This is a genomic window from Bacillus cereus (genome assembly GCF_002577405.1).
GTDB lineage: Bacteria > Bacillota > Bacilli > Bacillales > Bacillaceae_G > Bacillus_A > Bacillus_A cereus_AU.
Window position 1 is genome coordinate 84,420 of the sequence record NZ_NULR01000018.1, and the last position, 24,408, is coordinate 108,827.

The following is a 24,408-nucleotide window of genomic DNA, read 5'->3' on the forward strand; positions in this document are numbered from 1 at the left end:
GTTAGATGGGGACTGAAGGGAAAGCACACTAAGAAAAGTTTCACTTTAGAAGAACAATTAAGGAGTGAAAATAAGATGGTGAAAAAAGTATTAACGATTGCGGGTTCTGATTCAAGTGGAGGTGCAGGATTACAGGCTGATCTAAAAACATTTGAAGAGTATGGTACTTTTGGATTAAGTGCCATTACGACAATTGTTACAATGGATCCTAATCATAACTGGCATCATCATGTTCATCCAATTGATAAAGAACTTGTACAAAAGCAATTAAAAACAATTTTTTCTGGTGGAAAATTAGATGCAATGAAAACAGGAATGCTTGGATCTATAGATATTATTAAGCTCGTGAGTGAGGTAATTGAAACATATAAAATGCAAAATGTTGTTATTGATCCAGTCATGGTTTGTAAAGGAGAAAATGAACCTCTTCATCCTGAAAACGGAAAAGCAATTCGTGATTTTCTTTTACCGAAGGCAACAATTGTAACACCAAACTTATTCGAAGCAGGTCAGTTATCTGGAGTGCAAGAGATAAAAACAGTAAATGATATGAAGGAAGCTGCAAAACGAATTAAAGATTTGGGGGCTGAAAACGTTGTGATTAAGGGTGGTACAGCCCTAACGAACTATAGTGCAATTGATTTGCTTTATGATGGTGTAGAGTTTGTTACTTATGAAGCAGAGCAAATTCAAACGAATTGTAACCATGGTGCAGGTTGTACCTTTGCAGCAGCTATTACAGCTGGACTTGCTAGAGGACTTTCAATACAAGCAGCTGTGGAAAAGGCAAAAGATTTTACAACAGAAGGAATTAAATCTGGTTTTGTTTTTAATGATTTTGTTGGTCCAGTATGGCATGGTGCCTATCATAAAGCTGATTTACGTTAACAGTTTAATATTTTAGGTGAATAGAGAAGGCATAAACATTTTTAGGTAGGATTTAATTAGTATATTATACTTATCGAACATTTTGTTTATGCCCTTTTATGGTTAGATATGGATTCAATATAAAACTTAGGCATTAAATGAGAAATTATTCACGAAATATGAGGGTAAATGGAAAGAATTAGGTGCCCATTTAACTGATAAGGAGTTTATTGAAATGAAAAGAGATGTAACTATTAAAGAAAGTACTTTTCTTTTAGTTGTTTTATTAGCAATTATAGGAACTTGTATTATTGGCTTCAGTTTACCTCCTCAAGTACCAATTCTAATTGCGATAGGTATTGTTATTTTATTTGCTCGAGTGAAAGGTTTTTCTTGGGATAAAATCCATCAAGGAATCCAAAATGGAATTTTACCAGGCTTAATACCAATCATTATATTTATGCTAATTGGAATATTGGTTAGCGTTTGGATCGCAGCAGGAACAATTCCTACTATCATGATTTATGGCTTCAAAATTTTATCACCAAAATTCTTTTTACCTTCCGTTTTTACTGTTTGTGCCCTTGTTGGAATAATGGTGGGAAGCTCTTTCACAACGATTTCAACTGTTGGTATTGCATTTTTAGGAATGGGACAAATGATGGGACTAAATTCAGCGATAGTTGCAGGGGCTATTATATCAGGTGCATTTTTAGGTAATAATATTTCACCGTTATCTGATACAACAAATTTAGCAGCAGCCATTGCAGAAGTGGATTTATTTGAACACATTCGTAGTATGATGCGAACAATTATTCCAGCATTTTTTATAACTCTAATCTTTTATATATTTTTAGGAAATGGCACTTCAGTATCAGGGGGAGATAAAATTGAAGAACTCATCCAAACACTTCATTCATCTTTTTCAATCTCAGTATTTACATTAATTCCGGTATTTGTATTATTTTGGTGTGCTAGAAAAAAAGTACCTGCTATCCCTACATTATTACTTAGTATCACTATTTCAGTATTTATACGTTATATGTATCACCCAAGTACTAGTTTTAAGCAAATCGCTAGTTTTATGCAAGATGGATTTGTTTCTCAAACAGGTGTAAAGGATGTAGATTTACTACTGACTCGCGGCGGAATGCAAAGTATGATGTGGTCAGTTTCGCTTATTCTTCTCGCTCTTGCATTAGGTGGATTGTTAGTAGAATTGAAAGTTATTGAAAAACTAATTTCTAAAATATCCAATATGGTTAGTAAGAAGGGAAATCTAATGCTAATGACTGCTTTAAGTTCGATCGGAGTGAATATTCTACTAGGGGAACAGTATTTATCAGTCATTTTACCAGGTGAAGCATTTAAATCACAATTTGATAAAATTCATGTGGATTCAAAAAACCTTTCAGGAATTTTAGCGAATGCAGGGGCGGCAGTTAATCCATTGATTCCTTGGGGGGTAAGTGGTGTATTTATTACTGGTACACTTGGTGTGTCTACTTTGGAGTACCTTCCATACACTGTATTTTGTTTTATAGTTCCTGTTATTCATATTATTTTGGGTTTTATTGGGAAATCGAAAATTCAATCAAAAGAGATAAAAAAAGTTGGTTAAATCTTACTAAGTTTTGTATCTTATAATAACTATTATTTAATATTGTCCTCTTTAAGTAGTAATTCAAAAGAACTCCATCGTAAATTGGAGGGAAGGATTAGGCTTAGAGGGGATTTTCTTTTATTAGGAGGAGAAATATCTTCACTATAATGTTAAATGTATTTTAGAAAAAAGAAGTATGATTATTGTATTAATATCAATAATCAGTTTATAAAAAAACGTCACAAATATGTAAGAAAGAGACGCAGTTCAAAAATAAAAAATAGTGATATAATGCTGTATACTCCTTAAAGTATTAAAAGTGAAATATACAATCTGCATTGTTAAGGTGAACTATATTAATTTGCGAATGTATTGCATATGGAAAAAATAAGAGTGTACATCACAGTAGTAAAAATGCAAATTGTACAGAAAAAGTAAATTAAATATAAAGCAAGACCCTTGTAGTGTAGTGTCTGCTCTAATGAAGATGGAGGTAAGTATATGCTAATAGATAAATTACGTGGGAAAGATTTAGATGAATTTTTTGAGGCGATTTTAGCATTAGAAACGGTTGAGGAGTGTCATAGCTTTTTTGATGATTTATGCACAGTGAATGAAATGAAGACAATATTTCAAAGGTTTAAAGTAGCTAAAATGTTATATAAAGATAATACTTATCAAAAGATTGAAGAGGAGACAGGTGCTAGTACAGCAACAATTTCTCGCGTGAAGCGATCTTTAAATTATGGGAATGATATGTATGATGTTATTTTTACTCGCATGAAAGATAAATGATTTTTTAAAACAAATAGTTAATCAGGTGAAGTATTTGCGGGAGTATGAAGTGAAACCTGAAAACGGGACACATCTCAAAACACCTAAACCACCTGTTCCCTATATATTCTTTAGGGAACAGATGGTTTGATTTTTCTTGAATTCGCACAGTTGTGTTGGATACTTTTGTTTTTAAGTGTTTATTTTCTAATCGTAGCTCTTCCAATTTAATTAGCTCTTTTGGCCCTTTTTCACCTTGTTTTTTCTGGGTAATGGACCTTTTTCATGTACCACTATTCGGGTTCACTTCACGGATGACGATGTTTTTTATTAAGAATGTTTCCGCACGAAAGCTCTAGTTGGCTGAACAGTAACAGTTTTGAAATGAGAAAATAAATAACACCCTGTAACGACGATAATTGTCCCGAAAATTTGAATCCACGTTAATTCTTCTCCTAGAAATAGGAATGCTAAGATTGCTGTGAAAATCGGATTGAAGTTTAGAAAAATCCCTGACGTTGTAGCTCCTAATTTTTGTACACCGATATTCCAAAACACCATACAAAGAACTGTGGAAATAAGCCCTGTATATAAAAGTGATGTTATGAAAGACGTATTTATATTTGAAACAGTGAAGCTACCTATGTTAAATGGCAGTAATAAAATAACGCCGAAAATACCAGAATATAACGTCGCCATAAGCGGTGAAGTCGTTTTTGTTGCCCATTTACTGCAAACAGAATAGATTCCCCAAATACAAACTGCCGCCATCATCCATAAATCTCCGCTATTAAAATGTAGTGAAAATAATAGTGAGAAATCGCCTTTTAAAAGGACGAGAATAACGCCAAAGAATGAAAGAGTCATAGATAGAATTTGAAGTGTATTTACTTTTTCTTTTAGAAATAATACTGAAAATAGTGCAATTGAAATTGCATTTAATGTAGAAATAAGTCCTACATTCGTTGCGGATGTTTTTTCTAATGCTAAAAATTGAAAGATGTTGAAAAGAGCGACCCCTGAAATTCCCATCAGTATTAACGGAAGTATTGCAGCACGTGGTGGAATGATTTTCTTTTCTTTAAACCATACCATCGGTAATAAACAAATGATCGCAATCATCCATCTTAAACTTGTCAGTGTCATCGGTGATGCATGATTGACGAGTGATTTCCCAACGACAAAATTTCCTCCCCATAATAAGCTCGTTAATAATAGTAAAAAGACATAAAAATAAGGCATGCTAAAATCCCCTTTGTTGTAATCAATGTGAATTGTAAATAATTTTAGCATTTTTCTTTATTGTGTAATATATTCTTTTGTATAATGGTAAAAACTCGATAAAATGTTTTGTTTTTGGTATTGTTTGTAGAAAAAAATTCAGTTTTATATAAGTTATGAAGTGTTTTTTCGAATAATCATCGGTAAGAAAAAAGGGGGAAATTGTAATGGAGTCGTCTGTTATTAAAGTGTTGGATGATTTGGATGTACAAATTTTAGATATATTGCAGAAGGAGTCACAAGTAAGTAATGCAGAGTTAGCACGCCGCGTTAATTTATCACCAGCTGCGATGCATGCAAGAATAAAAAGATTAGATGGAGAAGGTTTCATTGATAAGCAAGTTGCGATTTTAAATCAAGAAAAGCTTGGGTTTGATTTACTATGTTTTATTTTTATGAGTACGAATATTCATCAATCGGATAAGCTGGAAGTGTTGGAGAAAGAATTAGAATCGATGCCGGAAGTGTTAGAATGTCACTGTTTAACAGGAGAGTATGATTATTTATTAAAGGTGGCGAATCGCGATCGTAAAGAGCTGGAGCAGTTTATTAGAAAGTTAAATAAGTTAGGAATTACACGGATACAGACGAGTTTAGCACTGCGTGAAATTAAATATTCGACGGTATTGCCGATACGAAATGAGGGACCAAGCATCGATTAGATTGCTTGGTTTTTTGTTTGTGTAATATTCAGAAAAGTGATTGACTGGGAGAAAAGAGAGATGTATTATTATATAAAATTATGAATTAAAATTCATTAAAAGTTATAAATATTAATACCAGAGGCAAGGGGATATAATATGAAAATCTTTAATGCAGTCACAAGTGATGTGAAAGAAATTTATAATCTCATTGAAATTTACGCAAAAGAGGGAGTTGTTTTACCGCGTTCTCTTTTGTCTCTCTATCAATATTTGCAATGTTTATATGTTATGAAAGAAGATGGGGAAATTGTTGGAGTTGCTGGATTGCATGTATTAGGGGAAGACCTTGCAGAAGTACGATCGTTAGTCGTTTCGCATACATATGCAGGGAAAGGGATAGGGCGTATGCTCGTAAATCATGTGATGGAGGAAGCTACGAAAATAAATGTAAAAAGAGTGATTTCCTTAACGTATGAAACAGTATTTTTTCAAAAGTGTGGATTTGATTTTGTAAATAAAGAAGAATTGCCGGAGAAAGTATGGATTGATTGCAGACATTGTCCAAAGGTTGATTATTGTGATGAGGTGGCGATGGTTCGGTATGTTGGGTGAAAATTTTATAGAGAAAAAGAGCCCACTATTATGTAAATAATAGTGGGCATCTATATTTTAATAAGAAATGAGAGTGTTATTAAGAATTTGAATTCGTTTGTCTCACGGCAAAATTATAAAGTGGGTCTTTAAGTTCATAGTTATACGTATAACCGTCGACAATTCCTACAACTTTATCGCTATCATAAAGGTCGAGCATAAATTGTGCCATTTGTTTTGCGGTGTGGAATTTCGGTACAACATTATCGTATTGGAACTCATCAATATCAAATGAGCGTTTCGCAAATTCTGTTTCAGTTGCAGCAGGAGCTAAAACTTTTGCTTGCATTTTTGCGCCTTGTTCTTTTAGTTCGTGAGATAGCCCTTCTGTAAATGCACTTACATAAAACTTCGTAGCACAGTACGTAACAGCATCAGCAACAATCGTGTATCCACCGCCCGATGAAACGTTAATAAGTTGTGTTCCATCAACCATTGAATAATCTCGAACGAAAAGAGAAGAGAGTATAGTTAGTGCTTCTATATTTAGATGCAACATCGTTTCTATCTTGTTTAAATTTTGTTCAGCAATTGAGGCGAAATTACCAAAACCTGCGTTGTTAATCCACGTTTCAATTTGAAAACTTTGTAGACTTTCATACAGTTTATAAACTTCTTCAGTGACGGATAAATCAGTTTTTCGAATGACAACATCCAACTCCGGATGCATTTCGTTAATTTTCAATTTTAATCCGTTTAATTCTTCTTGTCTTCGAGCTACAAGTACTAAATTTTTTCCGCGTGATGCAAAGGCTAAAGCTGATTCATAGCCGATTCCTGAACTAGCACCAGTAATAACAGTATATTTCATATAAAATCCTCCTAAATTCAACTTAATTATTATGGTTAGATTTTATTTGTTAGAGTATACTCTAAGTCAAATGTTTTTTAGAAATTTGATAAAGCAGTAAAATATATGAGAATAAATGGCATGCGGAGGGAGTATGAGTATGTACACAATTAGTGAGGTAGCTAAATTATTAGGAATGAGCACACATACATTACGTTATTATGAAAAGGAAAATATATTAATTGCAAATCGCGATACAAATGGGAATCGAATTTATGAAGAGTCACATATAAAGTGGTTGCAGTTTGTAATGAAATTAAAACAAACACAAATGCCGATAGCAAAAATAAGAGAATACGCTAGATTATATACAGAAGGGGAGCATACAACCGGGGATCGTTTGCAATTGTTAGAAGATCATAAAAAATCTATTCAAACTCAAAGAGAAAACTTAGTAATTACAGAGAAGATGCTTGAAAATAAAATTATTGCATATAAAGCTGCTTTGGAAAATAAATAGATTAAAAAATCATCCGTTCCTTGTTACGTAATGAAAAATGAATTTGATTTATGAGTAGTGTATGGACAAATTAAAAAGAGCGATTAGCAAAAGCTAACTGCTCTTTTTAAGGGATCTCTCCAAGGGGGAATGGAGAAAATATTATGTTACTAGCATTATTGACAGATTATTAGGGAATATACAATCAGATAAAAAAATTTAAAATAATCTTTTGGCGTTGACAGTACAATCGATTATCTTATAAAATGAATGACAGTCATTCAATACGTGTGTGAAAGGGTTTAGATGATGAATAAAAAAGAGAAGATTGTCTATGCGGCTATTGAAGTGTTTCAGGAAAAGGGCGTTGAAAAAACGAAGATTTCTGATATCGTGAAATTGGCTGGCATTGCACAAGGAACTTTCTATTTATATTTTCCTTCTAAGTTATCTGTTATGCCTGCAATAGCAGAAGTGATGGTTGAAAAGATGATACTTGCAGTGAAAGAAAAAGTACAGAACGATGCACCTTTTTTAAGTAAAGTTGCGCAAGTAATAGATGCAGTGTTTAACTTTATAGCGGAATATCGTGAAATACAAGCTTTAATGTATGCGGGTCTTGCATCTACTGAACATATAAAAGAATGGGAAGCTGTGTATGAGCCTCTTTATATGTGGCTAAGCGAATTTTTAAGCGAGGCGAAAGAAGCTGGTGAAATTCGTGATTCGGTTCACGCAGAGCGAACAGCGAAGTTATTTATCGCTCTTGTTGAATCAGCAGCGGAACAAGTTTATTTATATGATCATAAAGATGATGAGCAAGTCGAGTTACAAAAGGCAGAAGTACTAGATTTTTTAACACATGCACTACATATAAAGAAGTAGTAAGATGAACCTGTCTGAAAAGGTAGGTTCATTTTCGAGGAAAACTGAATGATAGTCATTCATCTAATACTTATGTATGTGTTGAAGGAGAGAGTGAAACTTTAATAAGTGAGAGCCATCTCCACTTAGTATGAGCCCACGAATAACAGGATAAAGAAAAAACTTCTTGGGCATTATTTTTGAGAGGAACTTACGGGAAGAGGTGCTAAAAATTGCAAAAACCGATAAAAGAACAAAAGATGGTATTGATCATTCTTTTGAGTAATATATTTATTGCCTTTTTAGGGATTGGATTAATCATTCCGGTTATGCCGTCCTTTATGAATGATATGAATTTAACAGGGAAGACGATGGGATATCTCGTTGCAGTCTTTGCAATGGCTCAGCTTATTACGTCACCTATTACAGGTCGGTGGGTTGACCTTTACGGTAGGAAAAAAATAATCATCATTGGATTATTTATTTTTGGTGTTTCAGAGCTTCTTTTTGGATCAGGAAAAGATGTGTGGATGCTTTATATGGCACGGGTGTTAGGCGGGATTAGTGCTGCGTTTATTATGCCTGGCGTTACAGCATATGTTGCTGATATTACATCTATTAAAGAACGTCCAAAGGCGATGGGATATTTATCTGCGGCTATTAGTACCGGATTTATTATAGGCCCTGGAATCGGTGGGTTTATTGCAGAATATGGAATACGTGTGCCGTTCTTCGTTGCAGCAGCAATTGCCTTTGTAGCATGTGTGATTTCTATCTTTATTTTGAAAGAACCGCTAACGAAAGAACAAATTGCAGAGATTTCTGCTAATACGAAGGAATCGAGTTTTATGGGGGATTTAAAGAAATCATTAAATCCAATGTATGCAATCGCATTTGTTATTGTATTTGTACTCGCATTCGGTTTATCAGCGTATGAAACTGTTTTTAGTCTGTTTTCTGATCATAAGTTTGGTTTCACACCGAAAGATATTGCGGCAATTATTACGATTAGCTCAATTTTTGGGGTAGTTGTACAAGTATTTATGTTTGGGAAATTGGTAGACATGCTTGGTGAGAAAGTGCTAATTCAATTATGTTTAATTGTAGGAGCAGTGTTAGCATTCGTTTCAACTATAGTTTCTAATTATTGGATTGTACTGCTTGTTACTTGCTTCATTTTCTTAGCATTTGATTTACTTCGTCCCGCTTTAACGACGTTTTTATCAAAAGCAGCTGGAAAAGAGCAAGGATTCGTTGCTGGTATGAACTCAACGTATACGAGTTTAGGAAATATCGCAGGACCAGCGATGGGCGGAATATTATTTGATGTAAATATTAATTACCCATATGCTTTCTCAGGCGTTGTTTTAATAGTTGGTCTCGGCATTACATTTATGTGGAGAGAGAAGCAACTAGCTGGAAGTTTAGCGAAGTAGTGAGATGAGAGTAAATAATTAGCGAAAAGCCCCTTTTTGTAAGGGGCTTTTTTGTATGTTATTACAGGGATGGCTGTATCCATAACTTCGCAAAATTCGCCCAACCGAATGAATCAATTGTTACGTTTTTCAAAGAAGAAGGATATGTTTTTCTTTTTAAAACGTGATAGTTAAATAAAATGATGTGTTCTCCTTGTAAAAACTCTTCAATCTCATACATGAGTTCATAACGCTTTTCTTTATTTTTTTCTAATAAAAATGTATCTAGCAAACAGTTAATTTGTTTTTCATAGTGCGGGTCCATGAACCGGCTTACGAAGCAGCTTTTATTTTTAAATACATTTAAGAATGCAATTTCATGATCGATAGCAAACACTTCTCCCATTAAAATAATATCGGCATGTTGGTCGATAGAACGATTCGTATAATCGGAAACGAGAAATGGATGAAGTTCTACTTGTATACCTAAACTTTCGCACTGTTCTTTTAGGAATTCTGCATCATTTTCACTATCTTTAAATGCGAAGAAATAAATATGTATCGTCTCTCCGTTATAGGTGCTCTTTTTCAAATACTCTTTCGCTTTTTCTAAAGAATAGGACCTTTTAGGAGTTTGGCGGCTTCTTTCAGGGAAAAAGCTCGAAGCAGCAATTGTTCGTCTGCCTTCTATGTTACGAAGTATCGTTTCAACATCATATATTTCTCTCCAAGCTTTACGGAAGTAAATGTCGTGATGCGGACCAGGTTTTGTAAAGTTGAAGCCAGCATAAACGCAGCCTATTTCTTCTATTTGTATGTCGTGTCTGTCATCTTCCTCTTCATTTGGCAGCTCATAATCAGCATCTACTTGCACGTGATCAGGAATACCCCAAAATTCAATACGGTCTAATAATGCACGCTCTTTAAAATAATGGGTGAATGCTTCGAGTACGATATTATCTTCAGAGTAATGAGCAAGTTTGAAAGGACCAGTACCTATGTAGTGGTGACTTTGAATACTAGCATCAAGCGGTAAAATTGCGAGTTGCATGGAACTCACGTAATGTAAGAAAAAAAGGTTGGGTTTTGCTAAATGGAATCGAATTTGCAATCGTGATGGTGTTTCAATTTGAACAATTTCTGCTGTTAACCATTCGAAAGGAGAGTGAACTTGCTTTAATCTTTCAAATGAAAATTGAACATCTTTAGAAGTTAAAACTGTTTCGTTATGAAAATGTATATCTTTTCGTAAATAAAACGTCCATGTAAGCCCGTCTGCACTTAATTCCCACGTATGTGCAATATGCGGTTCCATTTTTTCGGTAATATCGTTATAAACGACTAATGTATCAAAAATTTGACTCGTAAGATGGCTCTCTGTTGTAACAGCCGCAAAAGCGGGATCCAGCGGCATTACTTTTCTTGATATTGGAATTTTTAAAATGTCGTACATATCATTTGAAGGTTCATAGCCAAAATGATGATGGAGTTTACCTTCAATGTTCTTATGAAGTGTAGGAGGCAGGGGCTCCTTTAAAAGAAGAAAGACATCTTTTAATTTTTCTTGTGCCAATAGTTCATCTGTATAGGATTCAACTGCTTCTATGAAACTATGTATAAATATAATTTCTGTTTTATTCCCACGACCTCGCCCTGGAGTCCAGCGAATTAATTGTTCTTCACTCATTTTCCTTAATACAATTTTTACGTTTTTCGTACTGCAATATAAAATATCCGCTAATTCTTGTAAGCTAATTCGTATATGTTGTTGATCTTGTGCATGTAATCGTAAACGAATGTAATAGTCCATAATCTTCATGTGTATACACTTCCTTCTTTTATAAAAGGGGAAACTCTTTTGAATATTCTAACCTTTTTCTTCCTCTTTTTCAAAGTAAAATAAGTAAGCATAAGGAGGGGGAAACAATGGGGTTTTGGAGTATGCATCGAAATATAAAAATTAGAATTATAACTTCATTTTTAACACGTACTGTGTCCACAATGATTTTTCCATTTATGGCGATTTATTTTTCAATCAAGTTAGGTAGTGCGATTGCTGGTGCTTTATTGCTAATCAATGTGTTAGCTTCATTAATTATCGGCTTATATGGTGGGTATGTTGGGGATCGGCTCGGTCGTAAAAAAGTAATGATTATCGGCCAAAGTATACAAGTCGTTTCCATTGCTTGTATGGGGATTGCAAACTCAGATTATGTAGATTCCCCGTGGTTAACATTTGTGTTTATGTTAGTGAATAGTTTAGGATCTGGACTTATGAATCCAGCAACGGAAGCGATGTTAATCGATGTAAGTACACCTGAAAATCGAAAAGTGATGTACAGCATAAACTATTGGGCGATTAATTTATCAATTGCGATTGGAGCAATATTTGGTGGACTACTATTTGAGAATTATAGATTACAATTGTTTATCGTATTAACGGCTGTTGCAGTTATTACCTTATATGTAATGGCTGTATATATGGAAGAAGTGTATATAGCACGAAAAACAGTAGAGAAGAAAAATGTATTAAAAGATATGGCAGATAGTTATAAGGTTGTGATGAAAGACAGGGCGTTTTTAATTTTTTGTGCAGCGAGTATATGTACATTATCGTTAGAGTTTCAAATTAATAATTATTTAGGCGTTCGCTTGCAGAAGGAATTTGAAACGGTTCACTTTTTCTTCGGTAATGGTTTCACGTTTGATTTAACAGGTATTCGCATGCTGAGCTGGATTTCTGCAGAGAATACAATTTTAGTTGTGTTATGTTCAGCGCTTCTTATTAAAATGCTGAAACGCTTCAATGATTTGAAAATTTTATATGTAGGCTTATTCATTTATACAATTGGATTTACAATACTCGGAACGAGCAATAGTTTATGGATCTTATTAGTCGCAGGGCTTTTCCAAACGGTAGGCGAGATGATGTATGTACCAGTACGTCAATCTATTATGGCAGATATGGTGCCAAACGAGGCGCGAGGTTCTTATATGGCGATTAATGGGATGGTCTTTCAAGTGGCAAAAATGAACGGTGCATTAGGTGTTATGATTGGCTCGTTTCTTGCATCTTGGGGCATGAGTGCTCTGTACTTTATCGTTGGTATGAGCAGTATTGCATTATTTATGAAGGCGATAGGGAAAGAGAAGTATGAGGGGGAGATTTCTCAGATTGGATAAAACTATATGGAAAGCGAACCGGTGATAATGGGGCTCGCTTTTTATATGATTTTTAAAAGGGATCAACTTCAACTAAATTTTGGGACGAAAAAAGGAGGCTGCTATGTACAGCCTCCTTTTCGTTAAAACGAGGAAATTCGTTTCTTCGTTTTTGGTACAATAATAAATTTGATCCAGAGTAATCCGGCAATCATAATGATAACACTATGTAGAACTTGTCCTGTAGCAACGAGTACAACAGCTGAAAAAACAATTAATTGAATGCTTATTAATATGAAAATTAAGCTGAGAAATTGGTTCGTTTTTTCTTCAGTAGTAATCGGATACAATGCTACAATAATATTTCCCGAAAAATATTTCCACAGAGAACGAAGCTGCATAGAAATCATATATAGGACGACGTAAGCGATAGCGCCTTTTACGTATATGTTTGGAACAAAATATAGGGTGAAAGCACCGATTAACCCTAATCGAATATATATACCAAAATAATCATTGCCACGTAAAAATGATAGTGTATGTAAATAGAAGAAAGTAGCTTGTTTTTTATGTAGTAAAGGTTCGATCCAATTTGTAAGCCATGTTCTGCTGTTTACTTGTTTTTTTAGTTGCGGCACATCGGTGAAGATGCTAGCGAATTGATAAAAACGTATGTCCAATTTTTCTTCTTGCTCGATTATGTATTCCCACGGTATTCGTTTTGTCGGTTGTTTTTTCGTGTATAGAAGTAGGAAAGCGAGAAGTAAGAGTAGTCCGCCTAATACGATCACATTTGCTGTATAAAACAGCATGTAAATGATAAGTGCGTTACAAGCAATACGAATGATAAACCATATGCTTTTTTCATCACTATCACGCCACATCCAATGTATGTACATATTCCAGGCCTTCGTAATCATTAAAACGATAAAGATTGTACATAAAAAAGGTACCGTTAATTGTAATGATTGTATGGCAAGTGGAACGAGAATAAGGAACATAAATAATAATGGGAAAAGCTGAATGATGTAATTATATAGAAGAGATTTTTTAAAATAAGATGTTAATTTCTCTTCTAGTGCGAGTAAATAGACAGCATCAGGTTTTTGAATAAATGTACGTATTGGGCATCTCGATATAACCCCGGTTAGGACGATTGTAATGAGTAATAAGGATACTCCTGTAGAAGGAGCTGTTTTAAGAAACTTTGCGTAATAGTAAGCACCTATACAGGAGACAAAGATGAAGCTATATAGTAAACCGTTAATCATACGTGCAAAGTATGTAATGATATTTTGAATATGTTGTTGGAAGCGACTGCTCCATAATGATTCGATTGACATGTTTTTCACCTCTTTGTTCTATTATATATGTTTTATAAAAGAAAAAACGAGCAAATTGCGTTATGCAACTTGCTCGTTTTTCTTTTCGTTATTTTTTTTCTGATCACGATTCATTAATGGATAGAAGGCAAAGCCGATTACGAATAAACCAATTCCGAGAAGGAATGTTTTTATATCGGATGCGCCGGTTTTAATAACCCATAGTGCATAGCAAAGTGCGATCACTGCGACTATGCCATCCATAATTCTTGAACCCATTTCATTTTTATACGTTTCACCAGTTGCGACTAGTTTTAACTGGAAGATTGGTGAGACGAGATACGGAATGAGATAGGCCAGTGTTGATACGGTAATAACGAATGTATAAGCTTCTGCAATTGTTCCTGATAATGTTGAGAATAAGAACACTTGCGACATAATGTTTGTTAATCGTAGTGAATGAATTGGACTTCCTTTTTTATTTGTTTTTGCGAAGAAGGAAGGGAAGAAACCTTCTTTTGCTGCTTGATAAGGTACTTCTGAGCTTAATAAAATCCAGCCTAAGATGGAACCGAATAGGGAAGTAAGAGCAAGTAATGCCATAAGTTTCCCGCCGCCATGACCCATTGCAGCGTTTAATGCATCTGCTAATGGACGTTCCGAAGCTTGTAATTTATCAACGTGAAGTACACCCATTGTTAAAATTGTAATTCCTAAGTAAATTGCAACTGTAATTAATAATCCTGCAACTGTTGCGCGTTTTACTGTTTTGGGAGAGGTAGCTCGGTTTGATAAAAGAACCGCTGATTCAATCCCTATAAATGCCCAAAGCGTTGTAAGAGCAGCTAAATTTACTTGTGAAAGGAGACCGTGTGATACGCCTTCTTTATCGATCATCGGTGTGTACCATTGTCCAAACTTTGAAGCTTCGAATGCAAATAAAGTAACGACGATGAATAAAAGGAATCCAGTTATTTTCGTTGTAGTTGCTATGAAGTTTAGTTTTCCAGCTCCGCTTACACCGTTTGTTAAAATTAAATGAGTTCCCCATAGTAAGGCGGAACAAATAGTAAATGTAATAAGTTTTCCAACTTCTACATTGAAAGAGCCGATTGAAAATAGTAGTCGTGTATCTTTCATAATTGGGAAGAAGAGTGATAAGTATCCCGCAAATGATGTAATGATGGCAACGTTACTTGCCCAGTTTGCAACCCAATATCCCCATACCATACTGAAACCAGCCATTTTTTTCTTTTTTGGTGATGAGAATAAAGCATATGCATGACTTTGTGGTCCTGTCGTTAAATCAGGACGACGAATTGCTAAATTACCGAAAACAAGAGCTAGCATTAAAACACCAAACCCTGTTGTTAACCAAGCTAAAGTGACACCGAGAGGGCTTGCTGTTTGTGCCAACGTACTTGGCACCATGAAAATCCCAGCGCCAACCATGTTACCGACAACGAAAGCTGTTAGTACCCAAAAGCCCCATTTTTTTTGCTGCATAGAAAATACCTCCAAAGTTAGTATAACCAAGTCAAGCGAGGAGATATGTATGTCTTCCGAAGTCAGGAAGAGAAGTCCCAAACAAAACAAAAAAAGCACGTAATTTGCCGCTACATGCTTTCTATCTTATAAGAAACCCACGACATACCTCTCGATAGCTCTCCACAAACGGAAACGTTTGTGACAGTTCTGCACTTATTAAATACAGACCCAGCAAGCATGTATGGTGGACACGACTTACTTCGGCAACCATTCCTTTCTCATTCATTCATCAATGCCACTACATCTCCTGAAATGATACTCTTAATGATTGCAACCTCTACCTCACCGAGATACGAATGAGGATTTAAATATTAAATTAACGTATTTAAGAGTAACAAATGAATTTTTATACGTCAATGGATATAGTAATAATCAGATTATAGAGAAGAGTTTGTGATTAAAAGGGAAAGGGATTATTATGTAATATCGAACTTTCATAATATAATAAATATTATGAGAGCTAGAAGATTGAGAAGGGGATGAAGTATATGTCTACAGGTCATAAAAATTCCGTAATAGGTGTGCTAGATTCGGGAGTTGGGGGATTAACAGTTGCGAGTGAAATTATAAGACAATTGCCTAAAGAGAGCATTTATTATATTGGTGATAATAAGCGTTGTCCGTATGGACCAAGAAGTGTAGAGGAGGTACAATCTTTCATATTTGAAATGGTTGAATTCCTCAAACAGTTTCCGTTAAAAGCTCTAGTTGTAGCATGTAATACTGGTGCAGCAGCTGCATTGACTGCGCTGCAAGAAGCACTGTCCATTCCGGTTATTGGCGTTATACATCCAGGAGCAAGAGCGGCAATTAAAGTGACAAAGAAAGGGGAAATCGGAGTAATTGGAACTGTAGGTACGATCCAGTCTAATATGTATGAAAAAGCATTACACGAGCTTGATACATATTTGGAAGTGCATAGTCACGCGTGTCCGACTTTAGCTACAGTTGTAGAAAATCAATTAGAAGATATAGCATATGTAGCGCAGCAAGTGAAACAAGCGTTACTGCCATTAACGAAAGAAGATATAGATACGTTAATTCTCGGATGTACGCATTATCCACTTTTAGAGTCTTATATTAAAGAGGAACTAGGAGAGGATGTAACGATTATTAGTTCTGCAGAAGAAACAGCGATAGAGTTAAGCACAATTTTACAGCACAAAGGAATCCTGTCTGACAATTTGAATCCGAAGCATCGGTTTTTTACAACAGGCTCTGTTTCTTCATTTGAACATATTGCTGAGAGATGGCTAGGGTATCAAATTTCTGTAGAATGTGTGGATTTACCCGTAAAGAATGCTCGCATCTGTAATTAGACTGTATTAAAGTACTTTTTGTTCAATAAATTAGGTTAGTTGCATAAGAAGGAAAAAATGCAATTTTAATTGAAAGGATTAAGGTCATTTCAATTAAAGGGGAGATTTGATTATGGAATTATCAAGGTCTCAATTATTTGCTTTAGAGTATATTTCAAAATATGCAGAGAACGAAAAGTATGTATTACTAGTTGTCATGATTAGTCCTCCTAAAATAGCAACTTGTAAGAGTGAGTATAAGGTGATTGTAGGGGGATAATATTTTTCAAATGAATTCATTATGTATTTTATTTTATATGTAAAAAAACAATTGACAGAATACTCAATAAAGTTGTAAGATTATAAATGGAAAATAAATGAAAGGGGTGTGTGTAATGATTGTAATCGTAAATGTAATGGGCTTAGCTCTGTTAAGTGGCAGAAAACATTTATATCATTACGCAACCCGTGCGGACATATAAGGCATCAGTGTCTTATAAAAAGCGTACGTTGCGTATATCGTAACGTACGCTTTTATGCATTTTTGTGCATATCGTCAAGCGACGGTATGCTTTTTTTTGTCCAATTTGCTTGTTTCCATACTTTGTATGGTTACTATAAAACAACTTTTAGAAGGTGGAAAAATGTGATGAGATTGTATGGGTTGCGAAATGTAAATGTGATGGATTTGGATAGTGGATAACGAAATGAGAGTGAAACGAGAACGAGAAGGGAGAGATTACATTGTTTTCAGTATTACTAAAGTTAAAATGGTTTTTTAAAGAACATTGGAAGAGATATAGTATCGCAATTGGTGCACTTTTAATTGTGAATATAGTTGAAGTCATTCCCCCGAAAGTGTTAGGGGTTACGATTGATAATATAAAAACAGGAACGTTAACGAATGCAGCAATTATAGAGTCTATTCTTATTTTAATAGGAGTTACAGTAGTTGGATATGGTCTTACTTTTGTTTGGCAACATCAATTGTTTGGAGGTGCATTCGTGCTTGAGAAAACGATGCGCTCTAAATTTATGGGGCATTTACTTAAGATGACACCGACGTTTTATCAAAAAAATCGTACTGGTGATTTAATGGCGAGAGCAACGAACGATTTAAAAGCAATCGCTATGACAGCTGGTTTCGGTATATTAACGCTCGTTGATTCTAGTTTATATATGCTTACAATCGTCTTTATGATGGGGTTTACAATCAGTTGGGAGCTTACATTAGCAGCACTTATACCGCTTCCGATTATGGCATATGCGATGAATATATATGGAAAGAAATTGCATGAACGATTTACAGTTGCGCAAGATGCGTTTGGCGATATGAACGATAAAGTACTGGAGTCGATCGCTGGTGTGCGCGTTATTCGTGCGTATGTACAAGAGAATGCAGATGAGGGAAGATTTCATCATTTAGGAGATGACGTCTACGAAAAAAATATGAAGGTAGCAAGGATCGATGCATTATTCCAGCCAACGGTAAAAATGCTCGTTGGTCTTAGTTATTTAATCGGTTTAGTGTATGGTGCGTATCTTGTATTTCAATCAAAGGTAACACTGGGTGAACTTGTTTCATTCAATGTGTATTTAGGGATGATGATTTGGCCGATGTTTGCAATTGGTGAATTAATCAATGTTATGCAAAGAGGAAATGCTTCGCTCGACCGTGTGAATGAAACGTTAGCTTATGAACCAGATGTAAAGGATCCGAAAAATCCAAAGCTTGTACAAGAGCCGGACTATATTCAGTTTGAGGAAGTTTCCTTTTCATATCCGTCATCAACTGAAATGAATTTAAAAAAGGTTTCTTTTACATTAAAACAAGGAGAAACACTTGGGGTTGTCGGGAAAACAGGAAGCGGGAAAACAACGCTTGTACGTCAGCTTCTTCGTCAATATCCACTTGGAGATGGGGATATTGCAGTCTCTGATGTGACATTAGATAAAATGACGAATGAAAATGTACTCGGATGGATTGGATATGTACCTCAGGAACACATTTTATTTTCTAAAACAGCGAGAGAAAATATTTTATTTGGAAACAGGGAAGCGACGGAAGAAGAACTCCAGAAGGCCATTGAAATTGCCGCGTTTAAAAAGGACTTAGAGTTTTTACCAGAAGGGTTAGAAACGCTAGTTGGAGAGAAAGGTGTTTCGTTATCAGGTGGACAAAAGCAAAGGATTTCAATTGCGCGAGCTGTGATTCAAAATCCAGAAATTTTAATTTTGGACGATTCACTATCAGCTGTTGATGCTCGTACGGAAGCGGCGATCATTGAAAACATAAGAACAGAGAGAAGCGGAAAGACGACGATTATTACGACGCACCGTTTATCAGCAGTACAACATGCAGATTGGATTCTCGTTATGGATGACGGTGGAGTGATTGAAGAAGGTACGCATGATCAACTCGTTCGAAATGGTGGCTGGTATGCTGAGCAGTTTGAAAGACAACAAGGTGAAAGTGAAAGTGCGGATAGTGGGGTGAAAATATGAGTGTTTCAAAACGACTATTTCAATATGCGATGAAAGTAAAAGGCCCGATTTTTGCAGCGATGGCAATGTTATTTGTTTTCGTCATTGCAGAGCTGGCCGGTCCTTTCGTTGCAAAAACGATGATTGATGATCATATCGTTGGTATAGAGAAACCTTGGTATGAAACGGAAAAGAGTGAGGATGCTGTTTCGTATAATGGCACCTTTTATAAGCGAAGTGATCGCTTTGAACAAGGTGAGAAAAAAGGAAAAGAAGTGCGCGTGATGCAAGTTGGTTTTCAGTATTACTTTGTACCGAATAAGGTAAGTGTTGAAGGGTCACGTTCTGTAAAAGGTGATATGATTACCGTTCAAAATGGTAAGGCAGTGCAAGTGTACAAAGCGAAAGCATTAACGAAGGAAGAAGTATTTGCGTTTTATAAGCCAGAAATAAACCGTCTATTATTACTTGGTGGAGGATATTTCGCTTTATTAGTAATCGTATCATTGTTTGCATATGGAAAGCAGTTCTTCTTGCAGAAGGCGGCGAACAAAATTATTCAAATTATGAGGGAAGACGTCTTCTCTCATATTCAAACGTTGCCGATCAGGTACTTTGACCATTTACCAGCAGGGAAAATCGTTTCGCGTGTAACGAATGATACAGAGGCGATTCGTGATTTGTATGTAACGGTGCTGGCGACATTCGTTTCTAGTATCATCTATATTATCGGGATTTTCGCTGCACTATTTTTACTCGATGTAAAATTGGCGGCACTATGTTTACTCATCATCCCGATTTTAATTATTTGGGCGATTCTTTATAGAAAGTATGCGTCTGTATACAATCATAAAATGCGTTCCCGTTTATCTGATATTAACGGAACAGTGAATGAATCGATTCAAGGTATGCCAATTATTCAAACGTTCCGCCAAGAGCGCGAAACGAAAAAAGAGTTTGAAGAATTAAATGGCGATTATTTTAAATATCAAAATAAAATTTTAAATTTAAATGCAGCAACTTCGCATAACTTAGTAGCTGTATTAAGAAACATCGCTTTCACAGGTGTGATTTGGTATTTCGGCGGTGCGTCATTAAGTGCTACAGGTATTGTTTCACTAGGAGTACTGTATGCGTTCGTTGATTATTTAACACGATTGTTCTCGCCAATTACGAATATGGTGAATCAGCTTGCGAACTTAGAGCAAGCGCGCGTTGCATCAGAGCGTGTTTTTGAATTGTTAGACGAAAAAGGGGAAGCAGTTCAAGATGAACACATCCCCCGTTTAAACGGAAATGTGAAATTCGATAATGTTTCGTTTTCTTATAACGGAAAAGATGAAGTGTTAAAAAATATTTCTTTTGAAGCAAAACAAGGGGAGACAGTGGCACTTGTTGGTCATACTGGTTCAGGAAAAAGTTCCATTATGAATGTGCTCTTTCAGTTTTATGAGTTTCAAAAAGGGAAGCTTACGATTGATGGCCATGATGTGAAAGAGCTGCCGAAACAAGCAACTCGTGAACATATGGGAATTGTATTGCAAGATCCGTTTTTATTTAGCGGGACAGTTGCGTCTAATGTTAGCTTAGAAAATGAAAAAATTTCAAAAGAGCGTATTGTAAAGGCGTTACGTGATGTTGGTGCTGAAAGGTTTGCGAACAATATAAATGAAGAAATTACAGAAAAGGGAAGTACGCTTTCTACAGGAGAGCGTCAGCTTATTTCGTTTGCAAGGGCGCTTGCTTTTGATCCGGCGATTTTAATTTTAGATGAAGCGACTTCCAGTATTGATACAGAAACAGAAGCAATGATTCAACAAGCACTAGAAGTTGTGAAAAAAGGGAGAACAACGTTTATTATTGCTCACCGTCTTTCAACAATTAAAAGTGCGGATCAAATTATTGTGCTTGATAGAGGAACGATTTTGGAAAAAGGCTCTCATGATGAACTCATGAAAAAGCGCGGGCGTTATTACGATATGTATAAAACGCAAATGGAAGGCAATCAAAGTGCTTAATAGGGGAGAACTTGCGATTTTCGCAAGTTCTTTTTGTATTGGTGAACATATCGGTTTTTCGATAAATCACAATGGTGAAATAAGAAGTATTGTTTTACCTTTTTCTCTATAAATGCTATATTAAAAAATGTTACTTATTTTTTGTATGTGACGTTATTTTTCCATTTTGTTTGATTATGAAGAAAAAGGATAAACTAAATAAGAACATTTTCATTGAAAAATTGTTCAAGATTGCATACAATCAATATAGTTTTTAAATTCCTATCAGAATACTTGGAGGATTACCATCATGAAAAAATTATTTTCAGTGCTTGCAGTAACTACATTAGCAATCGGGATTGTAGCGGGCTGCGGTAAAGAAGAGAAAAAAGATACAGCTAATCAAGACGCATTACAAAAGATAAAACAAAGTGGTGAACTTGTAATTGGAACAGAAGGTACATACCCACCGTTCACATTCCACGATTCAAGCAATAAATTAACTGGATTTGACGTTGAATTAGCAGAAGAAGTTGCAAAACGTTTAGGTGTGAAACCTGTATTTAAAGAAACGCAATGGGATAGCTTACTTGCAGGAGTAGATGCGAAGCGTTTCGATATGGTTGCGAACGAAGTTGGTATTCGTGAAGATCGTCAAAAGAAATATGACTTCTCTAGTCCATACATTTCTTCTTCAGCAGCATTAGTTATCGCAAAAGATAAAGATAAGCCTGCTACATTTGCTGATGTAAAAGGATTAAAAGGAGCGCAATCTTTAACGAGTAACTATGCAGATATTGCTAAGAAAAATGGTGCGGAAATCGAGGGTGTAGAAGGATTTAGCCAAGCGGCAGAATTATTAAACACTGGCCGCGTTGATTTCACAATTAATGATAAATTATCGGTGTTAAACTATTTAGAAACGAAAAAAGATGCGAAAATTAAAATTGTAGATACAGAAAAAGAAGCGTCACAAAGTGGGTTCTTATTCCGTAAAGGTAGCGATAAACTTGTACAAGAAGTAAATAAAGCGTTAGAAGATATGAAAAAAGATGGTACGTACGATAAAATAACGAAAAAATGGTTCGGTGAAAATGTATCTAAGTAGTGCATTGGTTTCAGATCGCCTGTCTACATGGATAGATATTATGCAGACTTCCTTCGCGCCTATGCTGAAGGAAGCTGTCTTTACAACAATTCCATTATCGCTTATTACGTTTATTATCGGTATTATACTTGCGACGTTAACAGCACTTGCACGTATTTCAGGTAGTCGTATTTTACAATGGATTGCTCGTATCTATGTATCTATCATTCGCGGAACACCACTTCTTGTACAATTATTTATTATTTTCTATGGTCTTCCAACTCTTAATATTGAAGTTGAGCCATATACAGCAGCAATTGTTGGTTTTTCATTAAATGTTGGTGCATATGCATCTGAAATTATTCGTGCTTCTATCCTTTCCATTCCGAAAGGACAGTGGGAAGCAGCGTATACAATTGGGATGACATATCCACAAGCGTTAAAACGTGTTATTTTACCGCAAGCAACGCGCGTATCCATTCCGCCACTTTCGAATACATTTATTAGCTTAGTGAAGGATACTTCATTAGCGTCGTTAATTTTAGTAACAGAAATGTTCCGAAAAGCGCAGGAAATTGCGGCAATGAACTATGAGTTTTTAATTGTTTATTTTGAAGCAGGTCTAATTTATTGGGTAATTTGCTTCTTATTATCTATCGTGCAACAAATATTAGAAAAACGTTCAGAACGTTACACTCTAAAATAATCCTTTCATAAAAGGAGTTTTTGTTTTTATGATTTCAATTCAACATTTACAAAAAAGTTTCAGAGATAATACCGTACTAAAACATATAGATTTAACAGTTGAGAAGGGCGAAGTGGTTGTTATTATCGGGCCATCTGGATCTGGTAAAACAACATTTCTACGTTGCCTCAATGTGTTAGAAATGCCGAACGCTGGTAGCATTCGCATCGGTAATAAAGAGCTCGATTTCTCTCAAAAAGTATCGAAGAAAGATATTGTAGATCTTCGTACGCAAACAGGTATGGTATTCCAACACCATAACCTATTCCCGCATTTAACAGCACTTCAAAATGTAATGGAAGGGCTCGTTACAGTGAAAAAGATGGGGAAAGAAGAAGCGAAGAAAAAAGCAAACTACTTCCTTGAAAAAGTTGGTTTAGCAGATAAAGTGGACTTATATCCGTTCCAATTATCAGGTGGACAACAACAGCGCGTCGGAATTGCTCGCGCGCTTGCGATGGAACCGGAAGTGTTACTATTTGATGAACCGACGTCAGCACTTGATCCTGAACTAGTTCAAGAAGTTCTGAAAGTAATGAAAGAACTTGCTAAAGAAGGAATGACGATGGTCATTGTAACGCATGAAATGCGTTTTGCCCATCAAATTGCGAACCGTGTTATTTTCATGGATGGCGGTGTCGTTGTCGAACAAGGTACACCGGAAGATGTATTTACAAATCCAAAAGAAGAACGTACGAAAAGGTTCTTACAAATGTTGCAGTAAATAAGGAAGGTCTCAAGGCATATGCCTTGAGACCTTTTTGCCATATATATTTATTTTTGGAATCCGCCAAGGCTTTGCTCAGCCATTGCAACTAGACGTTTTGTAATTTCTCCACCAACAGAACCGTTAGCGCGAGCCGTAGAATCTGCTCCTAATTGTACACCAAATTCTTGAGCGATTTCGTACTTCATTTGGTCGATTGCAGCTGTTGCTCCTGGTACTACTAATTGATTGTAAGAACTTTGGTTTGCCATAGGAATATATCCTCCTTAGAGTTATAAAAGTTTTTTTGGTTGGACTAGCTGGATTTGAACCAGATTATCGCCCCGGTTGGCGCTAATCCATCGGTAATTAAGTTTGTACTCATAGTATGGATGTTACCTAGAAAGATATACGAAATAATAATTTGTAAATTTTGTAAAAAATATTAGTGATTTCGTAATTTATGAAATAAGAGTAATCGTTGTATTTTTAAAAAAGAAGGCTAAACTAAGAGCGATATTAATTATGGTTTTCTTTATGTACTCCGCTATTTTGGGTTAATAATTAGCTTCTTATTTATGATTTATTAAAGTGAAACAAATTGTAGCTTAGTAAAATAAAAAGTAAATCGGCATCAACTTCTTATTTCTAGTTTAACTAGGGATGGGGCA

22 protein-coding genes and 1 riboswitch are annotated in these 24,408 nt (G+C 35.4%); of the genes, 16 read left to right on the forward strand and 6 right to left on the reverse strand.

Going from position 1 to position 24,408, the window contains the following annotated elements:
- Nucleotides 1–75: 75 nt before the first annotated feature.
- From pdxK to COC96_RS21735, 3 genes are all read left to right on the forward strand, one after another.
- Nucleotides 76–888: a pyridoxine/pyridoxal/pyridoxamine kinase gene (pdxK, locus tag COC96_RS21725; protein ID WP_098769330.1), complete on the forward strand. Its 813-nt coding sequence runs from the start codon at nt 76–78 to the stop codon at nt 886–888.
- A 214-nt stretch (nt 889–1,102) separates the two neighbouring features.
- Nucleotides 1,103–2,488, forward strand: a complete 1,386-nt coding sequence (gene nhaC, locus COC96_RS21730; protein WP_098769331.1) for a Na+/H+ antiporter NhaC — start codon at nt 1,103–1,105, stop codon at nt 2,486–2,488.
- A gap of 483 nt (nt 2,489–2,971) precedes the next feature.
- Nucleotides 2,972–3,265, forward strand: a complete 294-nt coding sequence (locus COC96_RS21735) for a YerC/YecD family TrpR-related protein (protein ID WP_097904035.1) — start codon at nt 2,972–2,974, stop codon at nt 3,263–3,265.
- 309 nt (nt 3,266–3,574) lie between these two features.
- Here the strand turns inward: COC96_RS21735 and COC96_RS21745 are convergent, their stop codons facing one another.
- Nucleotides 3,575–4,486: a DMT family transporter gene (locus COC96_RS21745; RefSeq protein WP_098769333.1), complete on the reverse strand. Its 912-nt coding sequence runs from the start codon at nt 4,484–4,486 to the stop codon at nt 3,575–3,577.
- A gap of 206 nt (nt 4,487–4,692) precedes the next feature.
- On the opposite strand from COC96_RS21745, the gene COC96_RS21750 reads away from it, so the two are divergent.
- Together COC96_RS21750 and COC96_RS21755 are read left to right on the forward strand one after the other, a co-directional pair.
- Nucleotides 4,693–5,187, forward strand: coding sequence for an Lrp/AsnC family transcriptional regulator (locus COC96_RS21750; RefSeq protein ID WP_098268736.1), 495 nt, complete (start codon nt 4,693–4,695; stop codon nt 5,185–5,187).
- Between the two features lie 138 nt (nt 5,188–5,325).
- Nucleotides 5,326–5,781, forward strand: coding sequence for an N-acetyltransferase (locus COC96_RS21755; RefSeq protein ID WP_098769334.1), 456 nt, complete (start codon nt 5,326–5,328; stop codon nt 5,779–5,781).
- 79 nt (nt 5,782–5,860) lie between these two features.
- Here COC96_RS21755 and COC96_RS21760 read toward each other — a convergent pair whose 3' ends face one another.
- Complete coding sequence (locus COC96_RS21760; protein ID WP_098769335.1) at nt 5,861–6,631, reverse strand: SDR family NAD(P)-dependent oxidoreductase; 771 nt, start codon at nt 6,629–6,631, stop codon at nt 5,861–5,863.
- Nucleotides 6,632–6,770: 139 nt separating this feature from the next.
- Here COC96_RS21760 and COC96_RS21765 point away from each other — a divergent pair, with 139 nt between their 5' ends.
- The 3 genes from COC96_RS21765 to COC96_RS21775 all read left to right on the forward strand — a co-directional run bounded on the left by COC96_RS21765 (nt 6,771) and on the right by COC96_RS21775 (nt 9,409).
- The gene (locus tag COC96_RS21765) at nt 6,771–7,130 is read left to right on the forward strand and encodes a MerR family transcriptional regulator (protein ID WP_098268739.1); all 360 of its coding nucleotides are present in this window, start codon (nt 6,771–6,773) and stop codon (nt 7,128–7,130) included.
- 285 nt (nt 7,131–7,415) lie between these two features.
- Nucleotides 7,416–7,994 carry a TetR family transcriptional regulator gene (locus COC96_RS21770; RefSeq protein ID WP_098769336.1) on the forward strand — a complete coding sequence of 193 codons (579 nt, stop codon included), beginning with the start codon at nt 7,416–7,418 and terminating at the stop codon, nt 7,992–7,994.
- Nucleotides 7,995–8,206: 212 nt separating this feature from the next.
- Nucleotides 8,207–9,409: an MFS transporter gene (locus COC96_RS21775; RefSeq protein ID WP_098769337.1), complete on the forward strand. Its 1,203-nt coding sequence runs from the start codon at nt 8,207–8,209 to the stop codon at nt 9,407–9,409.
- 61 nt (nt 9,410–9,470) lie between these two features.
- On the opposite strand, the gene COC96_RS21780 is transcribed toward COC96_RS21775, so the two are convergent.
- Nucleotides 9,471–11,207, reverse strand: coding sequence for an SgrR family transcriptional regulator (locus tag COC96_RS21780; RefSeq protein WP_098769338.1), 1,737 nt, complete (start codon nt 11,205–11,207; stop codon nt 9,471–9,473).
- 107 nt (nt 11,208–11,314) lie between these two features.
- Between COC96_RS21780 and COC96_RS21785 the strand changes: the two genes are divergently transcribed.
- The gene (locus COC96_RS21785) at nt 11,315–12,571 is read left to right on the forward strand and encodes an MDR family MFS transporter (RefSeq protein ID WP_098769339.1); all 1,257 of its coding nucleotides are present in this window, start codon (nt 11,315–11,317) and stop codon (nt 12,569–12,571) included.
- Between the two features lie 122 nt (nt 12,572–12,693).
- Here COC96_RS21785 and COC96_RS21790 read toward each other — a convergent pair whose 3' ends face one another.
- Together COC96_RS21790 and COC96_RS21795 are read right to left on the reverse strand one after the other, a co-directional pair.
- Nucleotides 12,694–13,893 carry an ABC transporter permease gene (locus COC96_RS21790; RefSeq protein WP_098769340.1) on the reverse strand — a complete coding sequence of 400 codons (1,200 nt, stop codon included), beginning with the start codon at nt 13,891–13,893 and terminating at the stop codon, nt 12,694–12,696.
- Nucleotides 13,894–13,953: 60 nt separating this feature from the next.
- Nucleotides 13,954–15,378, reverse strand: coding sequence for an amino acid permease (locus tag COC96_RS21795; RefSeq protein WP_098769341.1), 1,425 nt, complete (start codon nt 15,376–15,378; stop codon nt 13,954–13,956).
- A gap of 147 nt (nt 15,379–15,525) precedes the next feature.
- A riboswitch (Lysine riboswitch) is annotated at nt 15,526–15,708 on the reverse strand.
- Nucleotides 15,709–15,908: 200 nt separating this feature from the next.
- Between COC96_RS21795 and racE the strand changes: the two genes are divergently transcribed.
- From racE to COC96_RS21835, 7 genes are all read left to right on the forward strand, one after another.
- Nucleotides 15,909–16,739, forward strand: coding sequence for a glutamate racemase (racE, locus tag COC96_RS21800; protein WP_098769342.1), 831 nt, complete (start codon nt 15,909–15,911; stop codon nt 16,737–16,739).
- Nucleotides 16,740–16,851: 112 nt separating this feature from the next.
- On the forward strand, nt 16,852–16,998 hold the full coding sequence (locus COC96_RS27640; RefSeq protein WP_176538800.1) for a hypothetical protein: 147 nt from the start codon (nt 16,852–16,854) through the stop codon (nt 16,996–16,998).
- A 464-nt stretch (nt 16,999–17,462) separates the two neighbouring features.
- Nucleotides 17,463–19,223, forward strand: coding sequence for an ABC transporter ATP-binding protein (locus COC96_RS21815; protein ID WP_097904051.1), 1,761 nt, complete (start codon nt 17,463–17,465; stop codon nt 19,221–19,223).
- On the forward strand, nt 19,220–21,220 hold the full coding sequence (locus COC96_RS21820) for an ABC transporter ATP-binding protein (RefSeq protein WP_098769345.1): 2,001 nt from the start codon (nt 19,220–19,222) through the stop codon (nt 21,218–21,220). The genes COC96_RS21815 and COC96_RS21820 overlap by 4 nt, the downstream gene beginning before the upstream one ends.
- A 289-nt stretch (nt 21,221–21,509) precedes the next feature.
- Nucleotides 21,510–22,307 (forward strand): amino acid ABC transporter substrate-binding protein, encoded by a 798-nt coding sequence (locus COC96_RS21825; RefSeq protein ID WP_097904053.1) that lies wholly within the window; start codon nt 21,510–21,512, stop codon nt 22,305–22,307.
- Entirely contained in the window at nt 22,294–22,992 is a 699-nt protein-coding gene (locus COC96_RS21830) for an amino acid ABC transporter permease (RefSeq protein WP_098769347.1), read from the forward strand. Before COC96_RS21825 ends, COC96_RS21830 begins: the two co-directional genes overlap by 14 nt.
- A gap of 28 nt (nt 22,993–23,020) precedes the next feature.
- Nucleotides 23,021–23,755, forward strand: a complete 735-nt coding sequence (locus COC96_RS21835) for an amino acid ABC transporter ATP-binding protein (protein WP_098268748.1) — start codon at nt 23,021–23,023, stop codon at nt 23,753–23,755.
- Between the two features lie 50 nt (nt 23,756–23,805).
- Here COC96_RS21835 and sasP read toward each other — a convergent pair whose 3' ends face one another.
- The gene (gene sasP / locus COC96_RS21840; protein ID WP_000013349.1) at nt 23,806–24,009 is read right to left on the reverse strand and encodes a small acid-soluble spore protein, SasP family; all 204 of its coding nucleotides are present in this window, start codon (nt 24,007–24,009) and stop codon (nt 23,806–23,808) included.
- Nucleotides 24,010–24,408: the final 399 nt, after the last annotated feature.